Raw genomic sequence first — 15,276 nt, forward strand, 5'->3', positions numbered from 1 at the left:
GTATTTTGGGGATAACTATCCCCTATATTTGCCTTTCCTTAAAAGTTTACCATTGAAACCAGACACTGCCCAGAAGTACTCGAGGTATGTGGATTATATGCAAAAAATTGCAGATATCCGCAGTGCCAGCGCAGTTTTACAATGGGACCAGGAAACTTACCTCCCGCCTGGCGGCGCGATGGCCCGTGGTCGACAAATAGCTACACTTTCAGAACTGGCGCATAGTCATTTTTCAGCTCCGGAACTTGGTGATCTTTTAACTGAACTTACTGAAGCAGAAGGTCTTACAGCAGGCCAGAAAAAAAATATTGCGATCAACCTCGACGATTACAACCGGAACAGGAGATACAGTTCCGCTTTTGTAAGGAAATTGAGTGAACAGATCAATCAATCTTTTCATGCCTGGCTGGAAGCCAGGAAAAAGAATGATTTTTCCGTTTTTAAAGCTGAGCTCGCCGGTTTGATTGAATTGAAAAAAGAAGAATCACATATTATCGGTTTCAGCAAGCATTTATATGATGCACACCTGGACGAACATGATCGCGGACTGACCGTTGAAGTGACCGATAGACTTTTTACCGACCTGAAGAAAATACTGAGCAATGTTTTACCGGAACTTATTCAGCAGGACGACGAAACTTCGGGGGTGAATTTTGCGATGGCAAAGGATGATCAGTGGAAACTGGGAATGGAGATCCTTGGATTGATGGGTTTCAGTTTTGACTACGGCCGACAGGATATTTCAGAGCACCCGTTTACCATAAGTTTTCATCCAACAGACGTCAGATTAACAACCAGAATAAATCCCGATAATTTTTCAGGAATGCTCTGGAGCTGTATTCACGAAGGAGGCCACGGACTTTACGAGCAAGGCCTGAATCCCGAAGAAGCTGGGTTGCCGCTGGGAGAAGCCTGTTCCCTGAGTATCCATGAATCCCAGAGCCGGCTTTGGGAAAATTGTGTAGGCAGAAGTTTTGCTTTCTGCAGTTTCCTGCTTGAAAAATTAAAAAAGCACCATCCTGCGCAGTTTGGATCGGTGAACGCTGAACGGTTCTTCCGATCTGTAAACCAGGTGAAACCTACGTTGATCAGAACTGAGTCGGATGAGGTAACTTATCACTATCACATACTTATCAGGTACGAAATGGAGAAGGATCTGCTTACAGGTGATCTTTCTGTGAAAGACATTCCTGCCAGGTGGAACCAATTGTACAAAGAATATCTTGGACTCGATGTCCCCGACGACAAACAGGGATGTCTGCAGGATGTACATTGGTCACATGGCAGTTTTGGATACTTTCCAACTTACACATTAGGAAGCATGTATGGTATACAGTTTTTTGACGAGTATAAGTCAGGAAATCCTCAATGGGAAAAAGAAATTTCTGCCGGCGAGTTTGGAAATATCAGGAACTGGTTGAAATCCAATGTCTACAACTACGGAAAATTTTACAACAGTCTTGAGTTGTGCAATATCAGTACTCAACATCCGTTAGAATTGGGTCGGTTTGCGAACTATCTGGAAAATAAGTTCAAAATCTTAACCGCCAGTATTTTATGAATAAGTTGTTTACTCCACAGCATTTTTTGCTGTTGCTTGTAATATCGATTTCGATAGCACATTGTGCAAAGAAGAAAGAAGAAATTAAAACCAATATTGTTATCGATGCAATGACCAGTGGAAGATGGGTGGTTGAAAAATTTTCTGAAAACAATGTTGATGTGACGAGTGAATTCAGCAATTACGAATTTCAGTTTTATAAAGATGGCTCTGTAAAAGGCTTCAATATCAATGGGGAATCCGTCGGCACATGGGTCGGCGATGTAGTTTCCGAGACAATTTCATCGAACTTTCCAAATACCAATGATACCCTTAAACGGATGAATGACACCTGGAAAATTGTGAAAAACAGTTTTACTTATGTCGAAGCGCGGCCAACCAATACCAACAGGACTGCGTTTTTGAAATTAGTAAAGAAATAGCCTGAGGATCGTTCGTTGTTTAGCTCCAATTATTGCATTCCCCCAACTCCTTTGAAAAGTTTTTTTCCTGAGTGTTACATAATTAAGCAATTAATTATTCGTTTTCCATTCGGCACGATCCAATTCTTATAACCACCGATAATCAATTATTTATTAAATCAGACAGGTCCCTATAGAATCAACTTAACACTAAAACTGTTTATAGCTTTTGAAAATTTTGAAGAATATCGGGCTCTGGCTATTGCTGTCTCTCGGCATGTTGCATGCGAATGCGCAGAATGCTGAATTCAGTGCTGATGTAACCAGGCAGTGTGCACCCGCCTCCGTGAATTTTACTCCTGCTGAAGAAAATTCAAATAATACTTATTTCTGGGATTTAGGTAATGGTGTTACCTCCACCAGGATGAAACCATTTGCGACATACATTAATGCAGGTCAGTATACTGTGAAATTGGTGGTAACGGCTCCGGGCGGCCAGAAGGATTCCGTAATCAAAACAAATTACATTACGGTACTTCCGCAACCAGTGGCCGCATTTGACGCTTCTGATTCAGTTGGATGCTATCCAAAGAAAATAAAGTTCACTAATAATTCTACTTCTGATGGAGAAATAAGTTCCTATTTCTGGGATTTTGGAGACGGGTTCAATTCGAATGAAAAAGAACCGTCACACGTATATAAATTTAATGGTGAATTTACAGTTACACTTACTGTAACTACCAAAGACGGCTGTACTAATACCGTTGCCAAATCGCGACTGATCAAAATTTCAAATGGAGTGAAGGCCGATTTCTTTGCTCCACTATCCAATGCATGTAAACCACCTTTGAAAATGTCATTTACGAATCTGAGCGCAGAATTCGGGACAATGACATGGCAATGGAATTTTGGTAACGATTCTTTATCTGATAGTAAAAATCCCACAGTAACCTACCTGAATTCAGGAGACTTTACTGTGCAACTGATTGCAATAAGTAATTCAGGTTGTTCTGATACGGTAAGAAAGAAAATCACCATACCTCCCAGTTCAATTCAAACTTCATTTACAGCGCCTGACACTGCATGTGTAAGGCAATCTGTTCTAATAACAAACACATCCTTTCCGGATCCGGATAGTTCATTCTGGGCCTGGGGAGATGGAACCAATTCAGTAACCACTTCTCAGATTACGGTCAATAAAACTTACATAAATCCCGGCACCTATACTATCAGGCTGAGAAATAAATTCGGAGTTTGTATCGACTCAATCGTTAAAACTATTGTGATTGTAGATACTCCAAAAGCTGCATTCACAAACAGCAGCCCGTTAGGATGTAAACCTCCTTTTACAGTAAAATTCACTGATCAGTCAACTAACGGTGCAACCTACCTGTGGGATTTTGGTGACGGTCAAACTTCAACGGAACAAAATCCAAGTCATATATACAATGACTATGGCCTTTTTAATGTTTCGCTCACTGTTACCAACAGAAATGGTTGCAAATCGAAAATTGTAAAATCTGCTCTTGTTAATGTAGCTAAGCCGGTTTTCAAAATAAACAACCTGCCAGATAGCGGCTGTGCTCCGTTTACGGTAGCTCCGGATATTGACGTAGATGCAATCGACGGGGTCAATAGTTATTTCTGGGATTTTGGAAATGGAGTTACAAGTACTCAGCAAAAACCATCGGTCACTTATACGGCAATAGGAAACTACACAATAAAGCTTGTAGTATTAACCAAGGCTGGCTGTCGCGACTCTGTTTCAGTCAGAAACATAAAAGTAGGTGAACCGGGTGCGAATGCCGTATTCAGTGCATCACCGTTATCCAATTGTACGGGGCAGGCAATTAATTTCACCGATCAGAGTACGGGAAATGTCACCGGCTGGCTATGGGAATTTGGTGACGGCCGCAAATCAAGTGAGCAAAATCCGATAAAAATATATAGTGATACCGGTTGGTTCGATGTAACACTCACTGTATTCAATAATGGTTGCGGAAATTCGGTTACACGTCCGCAATACATAAATATTAAAGGCCCGATTGGTCGTTTTGGTTACCAGATTGATTGTGATAACCGGAGAACGATGGCTTTTAAGGATAGTTCAAAAAATACAGATAGTCATTTCTGGGATTTCGGAGACGGAACTACTTCAACAATACCGAGCCCTACTCATACTTTCCCAACCGAAGGCGAGTATAATGTAAATCTCACGCTTACAAAAGATGGCTGTACGACAGTAGTGACAAAGAAAATCTTCATTGTTAATGAAAAAGCAGAATATACCGTTACACCTGATGTTATTTGCAGAGGTTCGTCAGCGCTGTTTACCGCAAAACTTGCAACTCCTGATTTTGCCGTAGGAAGATATCAATGGGATTTCGGAAATGGAGTCTATGTAGATTCGCCGCGGGTTACTTCTTTCACCTATACGGGATTTGCCAACGGAACATATACAACGCGCCTGAAAATTACAGACTACAATGGTTGTTTTGACTCATCATCAAAAGTGATCAAGATCGGCGGCCCTACAGCTAAATTTTCTGCCGTTAATCCAACGGGATGTAAGGGTTTGAATGTGAATTTTAACGATGAATCATTTGGTGATGGAGCTGTTAACATCGTCAACAGAATTTGGGATTTTGGAGATGGAGTAATTATCAGCACTACACAAACATCTGTTCAGCATCAGTATGTTCGTGCAGGAACTTTTTCAGTAAAACTGAAAGTGGTTGATGCTGCTGGCTGTATTGATAGTTTGGTTATACGCAACCTGATTACCACCTCAGAACCAAAAGCTTCATTCATTGTTGCCGATTCAATCACTTGTCCTGGTCGTCCACTCCAGTTCTCAAGTACTTCAACACCAGCTTCAGTAAATATTTTTACATGGACTTTCGGTGATGGTTCTGCACCGCAGACAGGAAGAAACGAGGTGCATACCTATAATGCCGTCGGAAATTACACTGTTAAGCTTAAAATCCGTGACAGGTTTGGTTGTGAAGATTCAATAACAAAATCAAACTTTATTAAAATTGACACTCCTTACGCAGCCTTTACCATCAGTGATTCAGTCGGAACATGTCCGCCGCTGAATGTCAAATTTAAATTCGAGGGAAATTTTGCTTCTGGTATCTTCTGGGATTTTGGAGATGGCGGTACTAACGTTGGTGAAGATACGGTTAGTCACTCCTATTCATTTCCTGGTGTGTATACAGCTAAACTAATTGTAACCAGCCCAGGAGGCTGTACCGACACAGCATACAAAACGATAACCGTATATGGCCCGAATGGAACATTCAATTATAACCCCATAGGTGGTTGTGCACCATTGCAGGTACAGTTTAATGTAACTACACAAAACGTAGACAAAATCACTTACAATTTTGGTAATGGTGACGCTATCCAGAAAACGGAACAAACGTCAGTAAACTATATCTATACTGATCCGGATCATGTATTACCTGTTGTAATATTATATGACGACAAAGGTTGTGCTGTACCGATCAAAGGAAAAGATTCAATTAAAGTAATTAAAGTATTTCCAGGATTTAAAGTTGATTCAAGATCACTTTGTCAGAATGGTTCAGTGACATTCACCGATACCTCAAAGAGTATCGGCAAATTCACCAACTGGCTCTGGAATTTCGGTGATGGACAAACATCTACGGATCAGCACCCGGTTCACTATTATTCGTTACCAGGTCAGTATACAGTAACATTAACTGCAACGACAGAGTTTGGATGTAGTGAGACCATCACCAAACCAGCTTATATAATTGTCAATCGCAATCCTGTTACAGGTATCACATCTTCCGTAGATTCAATCTGTGTGAACAACACGATAACTTTCAATGGAATTGTCGTACAACCGGATACACTCGCATTGACCTGGTCATGGAATTTCGGAAATGGTCAGACTTCAACTTTGCAGAATCCTCCGGCACAATTGTATACCCAGTCCGGTAACTACAACGTGCAACTGATTACAACCAATAGCATGGGTTGTAAAGACACGGTGATTTACCCGATCAATATCCAGGGTCTGCCACTGACGGATGCTGGTCCGGATGTCGATATATGTCGCGGCCAATCTGTGCAGCTGAATGCGACAGGGGCAGTAAGCTATCAATGGACGCCGGCAACTGCATTGAGTTGTACCAACTGCCCGAATCCAACAGCGAATCCGCTGGATACAACCAAATACTATGTCACCGGGCGGTCAGCATTCGGATGTACGTCAAGAGATTCAATCATGGTGAATGTGATCCAACCTTCACAGGTTGTGGCTCCGCCAAACGATTCATTGTGTATCGGGCAGAGCCTGCAATTGGTTGCTAAAGGAACTATGGTTTACAGCTGGTCACCAACTACCGGGTTGAATAATCCGAATATTGCTAACCCTGTTGCAAGCCCGACAACAACAACTACGTACACAGTAACGGGATCGGATATACGAGGATGTTTTGTGAGTACAGACACGGTTAGGATTTCAGTGTTCCCATATCCGACAGTCACTACTGGTGCAGATACAACCATACAGGTGGGCTTCTCAATCAAACTGCCTTCAGCAACATCTTCAGATGTTACGGGCATATTGTGGAGTCCGAGCGTGGGATTGAGTTGTACAACATGTCCGAGCCCGACTGCTTCACCGACATTCAACACTACTTACACAATTACAGTGAAGAACAATGGAGGATGCCAGGCCAGCGATGCGATCACTGTATTCGTTGTTTGTAATGATCAGAATCTCTTTATGCCAAATACCTTCTCACCGAATGGTGATGGCATGAACGAAATATTCTACCCGAGAGGAAGAGGTATCAACACCATCAGGACATTGCGGATATTCAACCGTTGGGGCCAGGTGGTATTTGAGAAAAAGAATTTCAACGCCAATGATCCGTCTGCAGGTTGGGACGGTACATTCAAAGGTGCGAAACTGGCTCCCGATGTGTATGTGTACATGATGGATCTGAGTTGTGAAAACAATTCCATCATCACACGCAAAGGAGATGTAACACTTATCCGATAACCGAACAACAGCTTTGAGATGTGAAAAAGTTTAGATTACCATTCCGACAATTCTTCGCCATAGTAGCGGGAGTATTTATGATGGGAGAAACCGGTGCGCAGGATCTGCATTTCTCGCAGTTCTTCGAGGCACCATTGCTTCGCAATCCATCGCTGGCAGGTTTGTTCGAAGGTGACATTCGTGTGCAGGGGGTTTATCGCAATCAATGGAACAGTATTTCATTCCCATACCAAACAGGATCACTTAATGCAGACTATAAATTTCCGGTAGGCAAAGGTGATGATTTCATGACGCTGGGAATTCAGACACTGTTTGATAAAGCAGGAACCGTTGCACTGAATACGACCTACGTTATGCCGGCTGTGAATTTCCATAAAGCAGTGAGTGCAACAAGAAATTCATTTTTATCTCTTGGATTCATGGGCGGTATCGTGAGCAGGCGACTCGATCGTTCCAAAGTAACCACCAACAACCAGTATGACGGTTTTGGATACAACGGTTCTCTGCCTGACGGAGAAACTTTTGTAAACAACTACAGTTATTTTGATGCCAGTGTGGGTATGAGTTTCAACAGTACATTAGGCTCAGAAGAACAACACACCTATTTCATCGGACTCGCCTATCATCATTTTACAAAGCCGGTCAATTCTTTTTATAGAAATATCAATCACCTGCCCAAATGGGTTGTTTCCGGTGGATTGAAAATGTTTATCGATCCTTTTTCATACGTTACTTTCCATGCAGATTATAGCAGACAGGATCCTTTTGAAGAAGTCATTTTCGGTGGAATGTATTCAAGAAAACTGGGTGATGAAGATGTACCGACGGTAACTGTTCATGGTGGATTGTATTACAGGCTTGGTGATGCAGTTATTCCAGTTGTAAAACTTGATTATCATCCTTTCTCTCTCGCCTTCAGTTATGATGTAAATGCATCAAAACTTGCCACTGCAAGCCAGGGCCGCGGCGGTGTAGAGATTTCTCTTTCTTACATTGCCTTCGTAAATAAAGAGAATTCGACGAAGAATTTGAAGTGTCCGAAGTTTTAAAAAAATTGGTTGGTTGTTCGTTGTTCGTTATTCGTTTTTCGTTGTTCGTTGTTCGTTTGTGGTACCAAATACAGGTGAGTGAAAAACATCCTCCAATTCGTTTTCGACATTACAGCGAAACACTCTGCGGAGGAAACTATTTCGTCCGCGACATCGATTCGGTCCGACAACTGACAACCGGCAACCTGCAGACAGGCCGACTACCAATAACTAAAGTGACTTCGCTCATAGTAATGCTCGCCGCAGAGATCTGCTGCCCGCTGCCTGTTCGGTCTTCCGGTTCACTGCAAACTGAAAACAACTGCACTTTTTTTTGAAATCACTCAACCAATCTGTAATATCGATGTTATTGAAAAGTCATGTCGATAAAACCTGGACAAGCCGCGCCGCAGTTTTCCTTATTTGATACAGAAAAGAAGAAAATAAGTCTGTCTGATTTTAAAGGCCAACCTGTACTTATACTTTTCTTCCCCCTTGCATTTACGAGCACCTGTACTAAAGAACTATGCAGTGTACGTGATGATATTGCACATTATGATCAACTGAAAGTTCAGATCCTCGCGATTTCCGTGGATTCTCTTTACAGCCTGAAAAAATATAAGGAAGAGCAAAAATTAAATTTTCCCCTGCTTTCAGATTTCAATAAGGAAGTAAGTACGGCATACGATACGATATATCCTTTATTTGGCTTTGATATGAAAGGAGTTAGTAAAAGATCAGCATTCGTGATTGATCCGGATGGAGTTGTTGTATATGCAGAAGTACTCGAGAATGCGGGTGAGATACCCAATTTCGAAGCAATAGAAAAGACTCTTTTAACGTTTGCTTAACCGATGTATCATTCTTCCGCCTTTATTGAAAATCAACATTTTACAAATAAAGAACGGATTGATTCAGATACTTGCTTTTTTAACATTTAGATATTAATTTAGTGCCGTATAGTTACCTTTGAAAAAGAATGAAAAATTTTACCATCATTTTTATTGTGGCATTATTTTTCTCGCTGAACGGGAACGCGCAAACGAATACTGCGTCTACTGCTCAGGAGGTCGCAAGGATTGTAAAATATTTCCCCAACCCGGCAACTACTTATATCAATTTTGAGTTCCGGAATTTCCTCGAAAAAAATCACACGCTACAGATCTATAATTTCCTCGGCAAAAAAATCCTTGATGTACAGGAACTCACCTCACGTACACAGGTTAATCTCACCAATTATACGCGCGGTGTTTACATTTTCCAGGTAAAAGACAAATCGGGAAAAGTAGTTGAATCAGGAAAATTCCACGTTGAGAAATAGGTTTTACGTATAACGTATAACGTTCCACGTTATACATTGTCGACCTGCACTATCAGGAACTTCAGGTAATTCGTATTCTCCAGCCCGGGAACAATAGGGTGATCAGAAGATTGTGCCTGGAAGGTTACCTGCCTGATCTTCTTACGGGCATCCTTAGCTGCCATTTCAATGACCTGCAAAAACATTTCCGGTGGAACAAGATTCGTACAGGAAGAAGTAACCAGAAATCCTCCCGGCCTGACGAGTTTCATTCCGCGGAGATTGATTTCTTTATAACCGGTAATTGCTTTCTGTACTGCTGACCGGGTCTTTGCAAAGGAAGGCGGATCAAGCATTACTACATCCCATTTCTTGCCTTCCTTTACCCATTGTTTCAATACGTCAAAAGCATTTACTTCCTGGAACCTGCAGATATGATCAAGCCCATTAAGCTTTGCATTTGCTTCGGCCATCGCTACCGCCTGCGCAGAAATATCCAGACCTAAAACAGATTTTGCTCCATAATATCCTGCGTGAATTTCAAAAGTGCCGGTATAACAAAAAGCACCAAGAACATCAGCATCTTTCACGATGTTTGATATCGCTCGGCGATTATCCTGCTGATCGAGAAAATAACCGGTCTTCTGACCTTTCTCGACATCAGCATAGAACTGCAGGCCGTTTTCTTTCAGGGTGATTTTTGTATCAAACGGCGCGGATAAAAATCCCTTATGCTGTGTCATTCCTTCCAGCTCACGAACCGGAACATCATTTCTTTCAAAAATTCCCTTCGGAGTAAAAATCGTGTTTAATGCATCAACAATTGCTGGCTTCCAGACATCAATTCCCAATGCGAGTGTCTGGATGACAAAATAATCATTGAACTTGTCAATGATCAGCTGGGGGAGTTCATCAGCTTCTCCAAACACAAGACGGCAATTTTCAGTATATCCAAGTTTTTTCCGGTAGTTCCAGGCTCGTTTAAGCCTGTTCAGAAAAAATTCTGCGTTGATGGTTTCATTGGGATTACGGGTGAGAATCCTCGCAGTGATCATTGATTGAGGATTTACGAATCCCCGGCCCACAAACTTGTCATCATACGTATAGATATCGGCTATATCACCACCGTGGAGCTCATCGTCCATCTGATCGATCTCATTGGAGAAAACCCAGGGGTGTCCGGCAAGTAGCCTGCCTGCGACCTTTTTCTTCAGGATAATTTTTAACATAGGCGCAAAGGTAAGCCGATGTCATATGAAGTAATAACCCGGGTAAATTTCAGACAATTTGACCTGCAAAGGCAGGATGGCAAGGCATTTGACTATATTTTCGCTCCTGATAAAACTCAATTATGGAAGAAAAAAATCGCAATACGGCGGAAAAAAACGACAATGCGCCTGAAGAAACGGCAATCAACCTGAATTCAGATGAAAATATTGCCGGAGTTAACCGCCTGGATGATGAAATGACCGAAGAAAATGAGTCAGAGGATATGCGGATCGAATTACAGGAACAGAAAGACAAATTTGTACGCCTGTTTGCTGAATTTGACAATTTCAAACGCCGAAATGCCCGTGAAAGAGTTGAATTGATTCAGACTGCTGGAAAAGAGGTAATTATTTCCATGCTGGAAGTGCTTGACGACTGCGATCGTGCAGAAAAGCAGATTCCGAAGGAATGGGCTGACTCGCCTGCTACCTCTGGTGTTCAACTGGTTTTTAATAAGCTCAGAACTGCTTTACAACAAAAGGGATTGAAAGAAATGAAATCTATAGGTGAGCGTTTCGATCCGGACCTGCATGAAGCCATTACGGAAATCCCGGTAACTGATCCGGCGATGAAAGGAAAAGTCGTGGACGTAGTAGAAAAAGGCTATTTCCTCAATGATAAAATAATCCGCTTCGCAAAGGTCGTTGTTGGAAAATAATTCAAAATATTTCAACCCTTTCAGCCAAAATCTGGAGTAGCAATGTCAAAAAGAGATTATTATGAGGTGTTAGGTGTAGGAAAATCATCATCTGCTGATGAGATTAAAAAAGCCTACAGAAAAGTGGCGATGCAGTTTCACCCTGACCGAAACCCGGGAGATAAATCTGCAGAAGAAAAATTTAAGGAAGCTGCCGAAGCATATGAGATTTTAAGCGATCCTGATAAAAAGAGTCAGTATGATCGCTTTGGTCATGCAGGCCTTGGAAACAATGGAGGTTTTGGAGGTCATGGTATGAATGTCGATGACATTTTCAGCCAGTTCGGCGATATTTTCGGTGACGACCTGTTGGGAAATTTTTTTGGCGGTGGCGGTGGACGTGCAAGGGGCAGTCGCGGTCGTGGATCAAGAGGAACCAACCTCCGTATCAAGCTTAAGATGAATTATGAGGAGATTGCAAAGGGCGCTTCCAAAACCATCAAGGTTAAAAAATATGTGACCTGTAATACCTGCTCTGGTTCAGGTGCAAAAGATAAACATGCTGTTCAAACCTGCGGAACCTGCGGCGGCAGCGGCCAGGTAAGAAAAGTCACCAATACTTTTCTCGGTCAGATGCAGACCGTAGCCACCTGCCCGAATTGTAATGGTGAAGGAACGACCATCACCAGCAAATGCGGTAGCTGTAAAGGTGAAGGTCGGGTATATGCTGAAGAAACTGTAACGATCGAAATCCCTGCCGGTGTTCAGGAAGGAATGCAGTTGAGTCTGAGCAATAAAGGCAATGCTGGCGAACGTGGTGGTGCCCCCGGTGATTTAATTGTACTTATCGAGGAAGAACCTCACCCACAACTGCAGAGAGAAGGCCTGAATGTGGTTTATGATCTTCACATATCTTTTCCTGACGCTGTTTTTGGTACCAATCTCGAAGTACCCACAATTGATGGTAAAGCAAAAATCAAGATACCGGCTGGAACTCAGAGCGGGAAAATTTTCCGTTTAAAAGGAAAAGGTTTTCCGGCAATCAACTCCTATGAAAAAGGAGATCAACTGATTCACATGAATATATGGACGCCGCAGCAGCTGAGCGATGAGGAAAAATCAGCACTGGAAAAGATGCAGTCATCAAATAATTTTCAGCCTAAACCTGAAAAAGACGAGAAAAGTTTTTTTGATAAAGTGAAAGAAATGTTTAGTTAGCACTTAATCATAAACGTTCGTACGTTCAAGATCATACGTTAAATGTAAAACGCTGTTTCAAATGAATGAAACAGCGTTTTTTATTTATACGCAAGCGTATAAAATATCCTGCATTACTGATTAACGACGATTTCACCTATATCAGTTACAGCGCCTTCTTTTACCTCAACATTATTTTTTGCTGTGTTTTTGTAAGGAGCTTTTGCTTCGATAATGATTTGATAAGTGCCTGGTTTCGCTGTTGCGAAATTAAACTCACCATTTGTTATCGGAGCCTGCAGAGTATCACTTGCAGATAATGCCCAGGCTTTTTCAGAAGCCGTAGCAGGTGTTATTTTACCTTTGATTGATGCCGTTTGATTGATATTAAACGCCATGAAGGTAGACGCACCAATAACCAATGCAGCAATAGCCAGTTTTACATTCTTCATAGTTGAGAAAATTTTTGAGTGATAAATAAAATAATTCTTTTTTCTTTTTAAAAATCTACATCAACAGTTATTCAACTACTATGCCAGTGAAGCCTGCAACTGTTATTGTATCGTTAACAGTTCCGGCCGAAAAATATTTTATTGTCTGATTGCGTGAAAATTTTCACCACGCATATATTCAAATCAGCACCATGAAGAGGTGTAGAGAAAATTGCACAGTGAATCAATCTAGTAACGTGTATGGTTAACCGACGATAAAAACAGGGTATATCGTCCGGTCCCGAAACGCTGATTTTTTGTTTATATCCGGTTACTGATTTGATGAACAAAATCGCTCTGAAAACAGAGCTCCCCGGCCAATTCTAATGGAACTTTAATCGGTAAGGAATAATATCAAAAAACTTCCCGATTATGGTATTGATTCTACAAATAACGAGCATCATTTTATACTTTAGCGAAGCTTTATGCGTTTTTTCTACTGTTAATACCAGATTGATTGCCAACTGATTTAGTGTTTAGATAGTATTTTTTGGTTTTGAAGATCGTTTGCAAAATGGCTACCTCAATAAGTGACCGGATTAAAAAATTCAGGCGAAACCTGAACCTGACCAGGACTATAAAACTTATCTGGTCAATTGCGCCTGGGAGAACTGTCTGGGCGGTCCTGTTTATAGTTATCGAATCCGTTCTTTGGTTCGGCACGCTCTATACCCTGAAGCTACTGATAGATTCTGTAGCGCTGAAAGGGACGCAGGGCGATGATTTTTTAAGCAATACCCTGAAACTGATTTTTCTGGCAGGTATAGTTTCAGCCCTCTACAACTGCGTCAAATCTTATTCAACATACTTATCGGAATATCTCGGAGCCAAAATCAGCCAGGCCGTGGATGACAGGATACATTCGCATACCATTAAACTGGATCTCAGCTATTATGAAAGCCCCGAATACCTGGATATACTTAAAAGGGCGAGGGAAGCGGGAAATATTCATCCTTTTGCTGTTGTAGTGAGCCTGTTTGACCTGATCCGCAATTTGCTGATGATGCTGGCAGTAGGATCTGTGCTGATAACCATTGACTGGATGCTGATGCCATTACTTGCTGTTTTTGTGTTGCCCATATTGTTGGTCCGGATAAAATTTTCCGACAGACTATATGAATGGCAGCGCAGGCAAACCCCGCTCGAGAGAAAATCTTCTTACCTGAGCAATCTACTTACAGGAGATTCTTCGGCAAAAGAGATCAGGGCTTTCTCCCTCGGAAAATATTTGCTTGACCAATATACCAGGATCAGGCAAACATTGATCAAGGACCAGATGAAGCTGAATAAAAGAAGGACTTTTATTGAGATGGCCACCATGGTAATGGTGACTTCTGCGTTTTATGCCATCACTGCTTATATCATTTTTGGAGCAATGAAAGGTTCGACAAGTGTCGGCGATATTGCAGTTTTTTTAGTAATATTTCCCCAGACTTTTACGATCATGCAGGCACTTGCTTCTGCAATTTCGAAATTGTACCAGGGCAATATTTATGTCGCAAATATTTTCGAACTTTTTGATCTGCAGCCGAAGTTATTCACTCCGAAATCAACTGATCCTATTCCGGCAGAAAAAAATCTGGACGTAGAAATCAGAAATATTCATTTCAAATATCCGCATGCCGATGCTCCTGCGTTGAGCGATGTGTCTATCCGTTTGCCCGCGGGGAAAATTGTAGCCCTCGTAGGTTTGAACGGAGCGGGTAAATCTACTTTTATAAAATTGCTTTGCAGATTATACGATCCTGTACAAGGAAGTATTACCTTAGGAGGTACAGACATCCGCAAATTCAATATCGATGAGTACAGAAGGCAGATTAGTACTGTATTCCAGGATTTTGTTCGTTATAATGTTACTGCGCGGGATTGTATAAAGTACGGCGATATTGAAAATCCACTACGGGAAGATGAGATGCGCGAAGCCGCCATCAATTCCGGTGCAAACGAATTTATTGAACGTTTTCCCAATGGTTACGATACCATGATGGGCAGGGTATTTGACGAAGGGCACGAGGTAAGTATCGGGCAATGGCAGAAACTGGCTATTGCGCGGTCGTTTTACAGTCCTTCCCGCTTAATCATTTTTGACGAAGCCACAAGCGCACTGGATGCTAAATCGGAGTCAGAACTTTTTCAGTCATTCAGAAAACGAATAGGTTCCAGGTCCGCCCTTGTCATAAGCCATCGCCTGTCGACAGTTAAACACGCTGATTATATCTACGTAATGGGCGATAAAACTGTTGTTGAATCCGGAACGCACGAAGAACTCGTATCTATTGAGAATGGCGTGTATGCACGACTTTTTCAGACACATCTTGAAAAACAAATCGCAGTAGAATCAGACTGAAATA

The 15,276-nt window shown here is 41.8% G+C and carries 11 protein-coding genes; 9 read left to right on the plus strand and 2 right to left on the minus strand.

Annotation, left to right across the window (positions count from 1 at the left end; translation table 11 throughout):
* Positions 1 to 52 precede the first annotated feature (52 nt).
* The 6 genes from P2W82_RS10675 (at position 53) to P2W82_RS10700 (ending at position 9,352) form a co-directional block, all read left to right on the plus strand.
* Complete coding sequence (locus P2W82_RS10675) at positions 53 to 1,561, plus strand: carboxypeptidase M32 (protein WP_336515867.1); 1,509 nt, start codon at positions 53 to 55, stop codon at positions 1,559 to 1,561.
* Entirely contained in the window at positions 1,558 to 1,983 is a 426-nt protein-coding gene (locus tag P2W82_RS10680; protein WP_336515868.1) for a hypothetical protein, read from the plus strand. The genes P2W82_RS10675 and P2W82_RS10680 overlap by 4 nt, the downstream gene beginning before the upstream one ends.
* 208 nt (positions 1,984 to 2,191) lie before the next feature.
* A complete protein-coding gene (locus P2W82_RS10685) occupies positions 2,192 to 7,003 on the plus strand; it encodes a PKD domain-containing protein (protein WP_336515869.1) in 4,812 nt (1,603 codons plus the stop codon).
* Positions 7,004 to 7,023: 20 nt separating this feature from the next.
* Positions 7,024 to 8,052, plus strand: a complete 1,029-nt coding sequence (locus P2W82_RS10690) for a PorP/SprF family type IX secretion system membrane protein (RefSeq protein WP_336515870.1) — start codon at positions 7,024 to 7,026, stop codon at positions 8,050 to 8,052.
* 359 nt (positions 8,053 to 8,411) lie between these two features.
* On the plus strand, positions 8,412 to 8,882 hold the full coding sequence (locus tag P2W82_RS10695; protein WP_336515871.1) for a redoxin domain-containing protein: 471 nt from the start codon (positions 8,412 to 8,414) through the stop codon (positions 8,880 to 8,882).
* 128 nt (positions 8,883 to 9,010) lie between these two features.
* Positions 9,011 to 9,352, plus strand: a complete 342-nt coding sequence (locus P2W82_RS10700; RefSeq protein ID WP_336515872.1) for a T9SS type A sorting domain-containing protein — start codon at positions 9,011 to 9,013, stop codon at positions 9,350 to 9,352.
* 29 nt (positions 9,353 to 9,381) lie between these two features.
* On the opposite strand, the gene P2W82_RS10705 is transcribed toward P2W82_RS10700, so the two are convergent.
* Entirely contained in the window at positions 9,382 to 10,560 is a 1,179-nt protein-coding gene (locus P2W82_RS10705) for a class I SAM-dependent rRNA methyltransferase (RefSeq protein WP_336515873.1), read from the minus strand.
* A 122-nt stretch (positions 10,561 to 10,682) separates the two neighbouring features.
* On the opposite strand from P2W82_RS10705, the gene P2W82_RS10710 reads away from it, so the two are divergent.
* Positions 10,683 to 11,258: a nucleotide exchange factor GrpE gene (locus tag P2W82_RS10710; protein WP_336515874.1), complete on the plus strand. Its 576-nt coding sequence runs from the start codon at positions 10,683 to 10,685 to the stop codon at positions 11,256 to 11,258.
* A gap of 42 nt (positions 11,259 to 11,300) precedes the next feature.
* The gene (dnaJ, locus tag P2W82_RS10715) at positions 11,301 to 12,455 is read left to right on the plus strand and encodes a molecular chaperone DnaJ (protein WP_336515875.1); all 1,155 of its coding nucleotides are present in this window, start codon (positions 11,301 to 11,303) and stop codon (positions 12,453 to 12,455) included.
* Positions 12,456 to 12,568: 113 nt separating this feature from the next.
* Here the strand turns inward: dnaJ and P2W82_RS10720 are convergent, their stop codons facing one another.
* A complete protein-coding gene (locus P2W82_RS10720; protein WP_336515876.1) occupies positions 12,569 to 12,886 on the minus strand; it encodes a carboxypeptidase regulatory-like domain-containing protein in 318 nt (105 codons plus the stop codon).
* A 553-nt stretch (positions 12,887 to 13,439) separates the two neighbouring features.
* Here P2W82_RS10720 and P2W82_RS10725 point away from each other — a divergent pair.
* Positions 13,440 to 15,272 carry an ABC transporter ATP-binding protein gene (locus P2W82_RS10725; RefSeq protein ID WP_336515877.1) on the plus strand — a complete coding sequence of 611 codons (1,833 nt, stop codon included), beginning with the start codon at positions 13,440 to 13,442 and terminating at the stop codon, positions 15,270 to 15,272.
* Positions 15,273 to 15,276 lie beyond the last annotated feature (4 nt).

It is taken from the genome of Pollutibacter soli (genome assembly GCA_029269725.1).
GTDB classification, from domain to species: domain Bacteria; phylum Bacteroidota; class Bacteroidia; order Chitinophagales; family Chitinophagaceae; genus Pollutibacter; species Pollutibacter soli.

Excerpts from the sequence above, each read along its gene's own strand:
- P2W82_RS10710 (WP_336515874.1), top strand. The coding sequence starts at position 10,683 with ATGGAAGAAAAAAATCGCAATACGGCGGAAAAAAACGACAATGCGCCT.
- P2W82_RS10705 (WP_336515873.1), bottom strand. The coding sequence starts at position 10,560 with ATGTTAAAAATTATCCTGAAGAAAAAGGTCGCAGGCAGGCTACTTGCC.
- P2W82_RS10725 (WP_336515877.1), top strand. The coding sequence starts at position 13,440 with ATGGCTACCTCAATAAGTGACCGGATTAAAAAATTCAGGCGAAACCTG.
- P2W82_RS10720 (WP_336515876.1), bottom strand. The coding sequence starts at position 12,886 with ATGAAGAATGTAAAACTGGCTATTGCTGCATTGGTTATTGGTGCGTCT.
- P2W82_RS10700 (WP_336515872.1), top strand. The coding sequence starts at position 9,011 with ATGAAAAATTTTACCATCATTTTTATTGTGGCATTATTTTTCTCGCTG.
- P2W82_RS10695 (WP_336515871.1), top strand. The coding sequence starts at position 8,412 with ATGTCGATAAAACCTGGACAAGCCGCGCCGCAGTTTTCCTTATTTGAT.
- P2W82_RS10680 (WP_336515868.1), top strand. The coding sequence starts at position 1,558 with ATGAATAAGTTGTTTACTCCACAGCATTTTTTGCTGTTGCTTGTAATA.
- dnaJ (WP_336515875.1), top strand. The coding sequence starts at position 11,301 with ATGTCAAAAAGAGATTATTATGAGGTGTTAGGTGTAGGAAAATCATCA.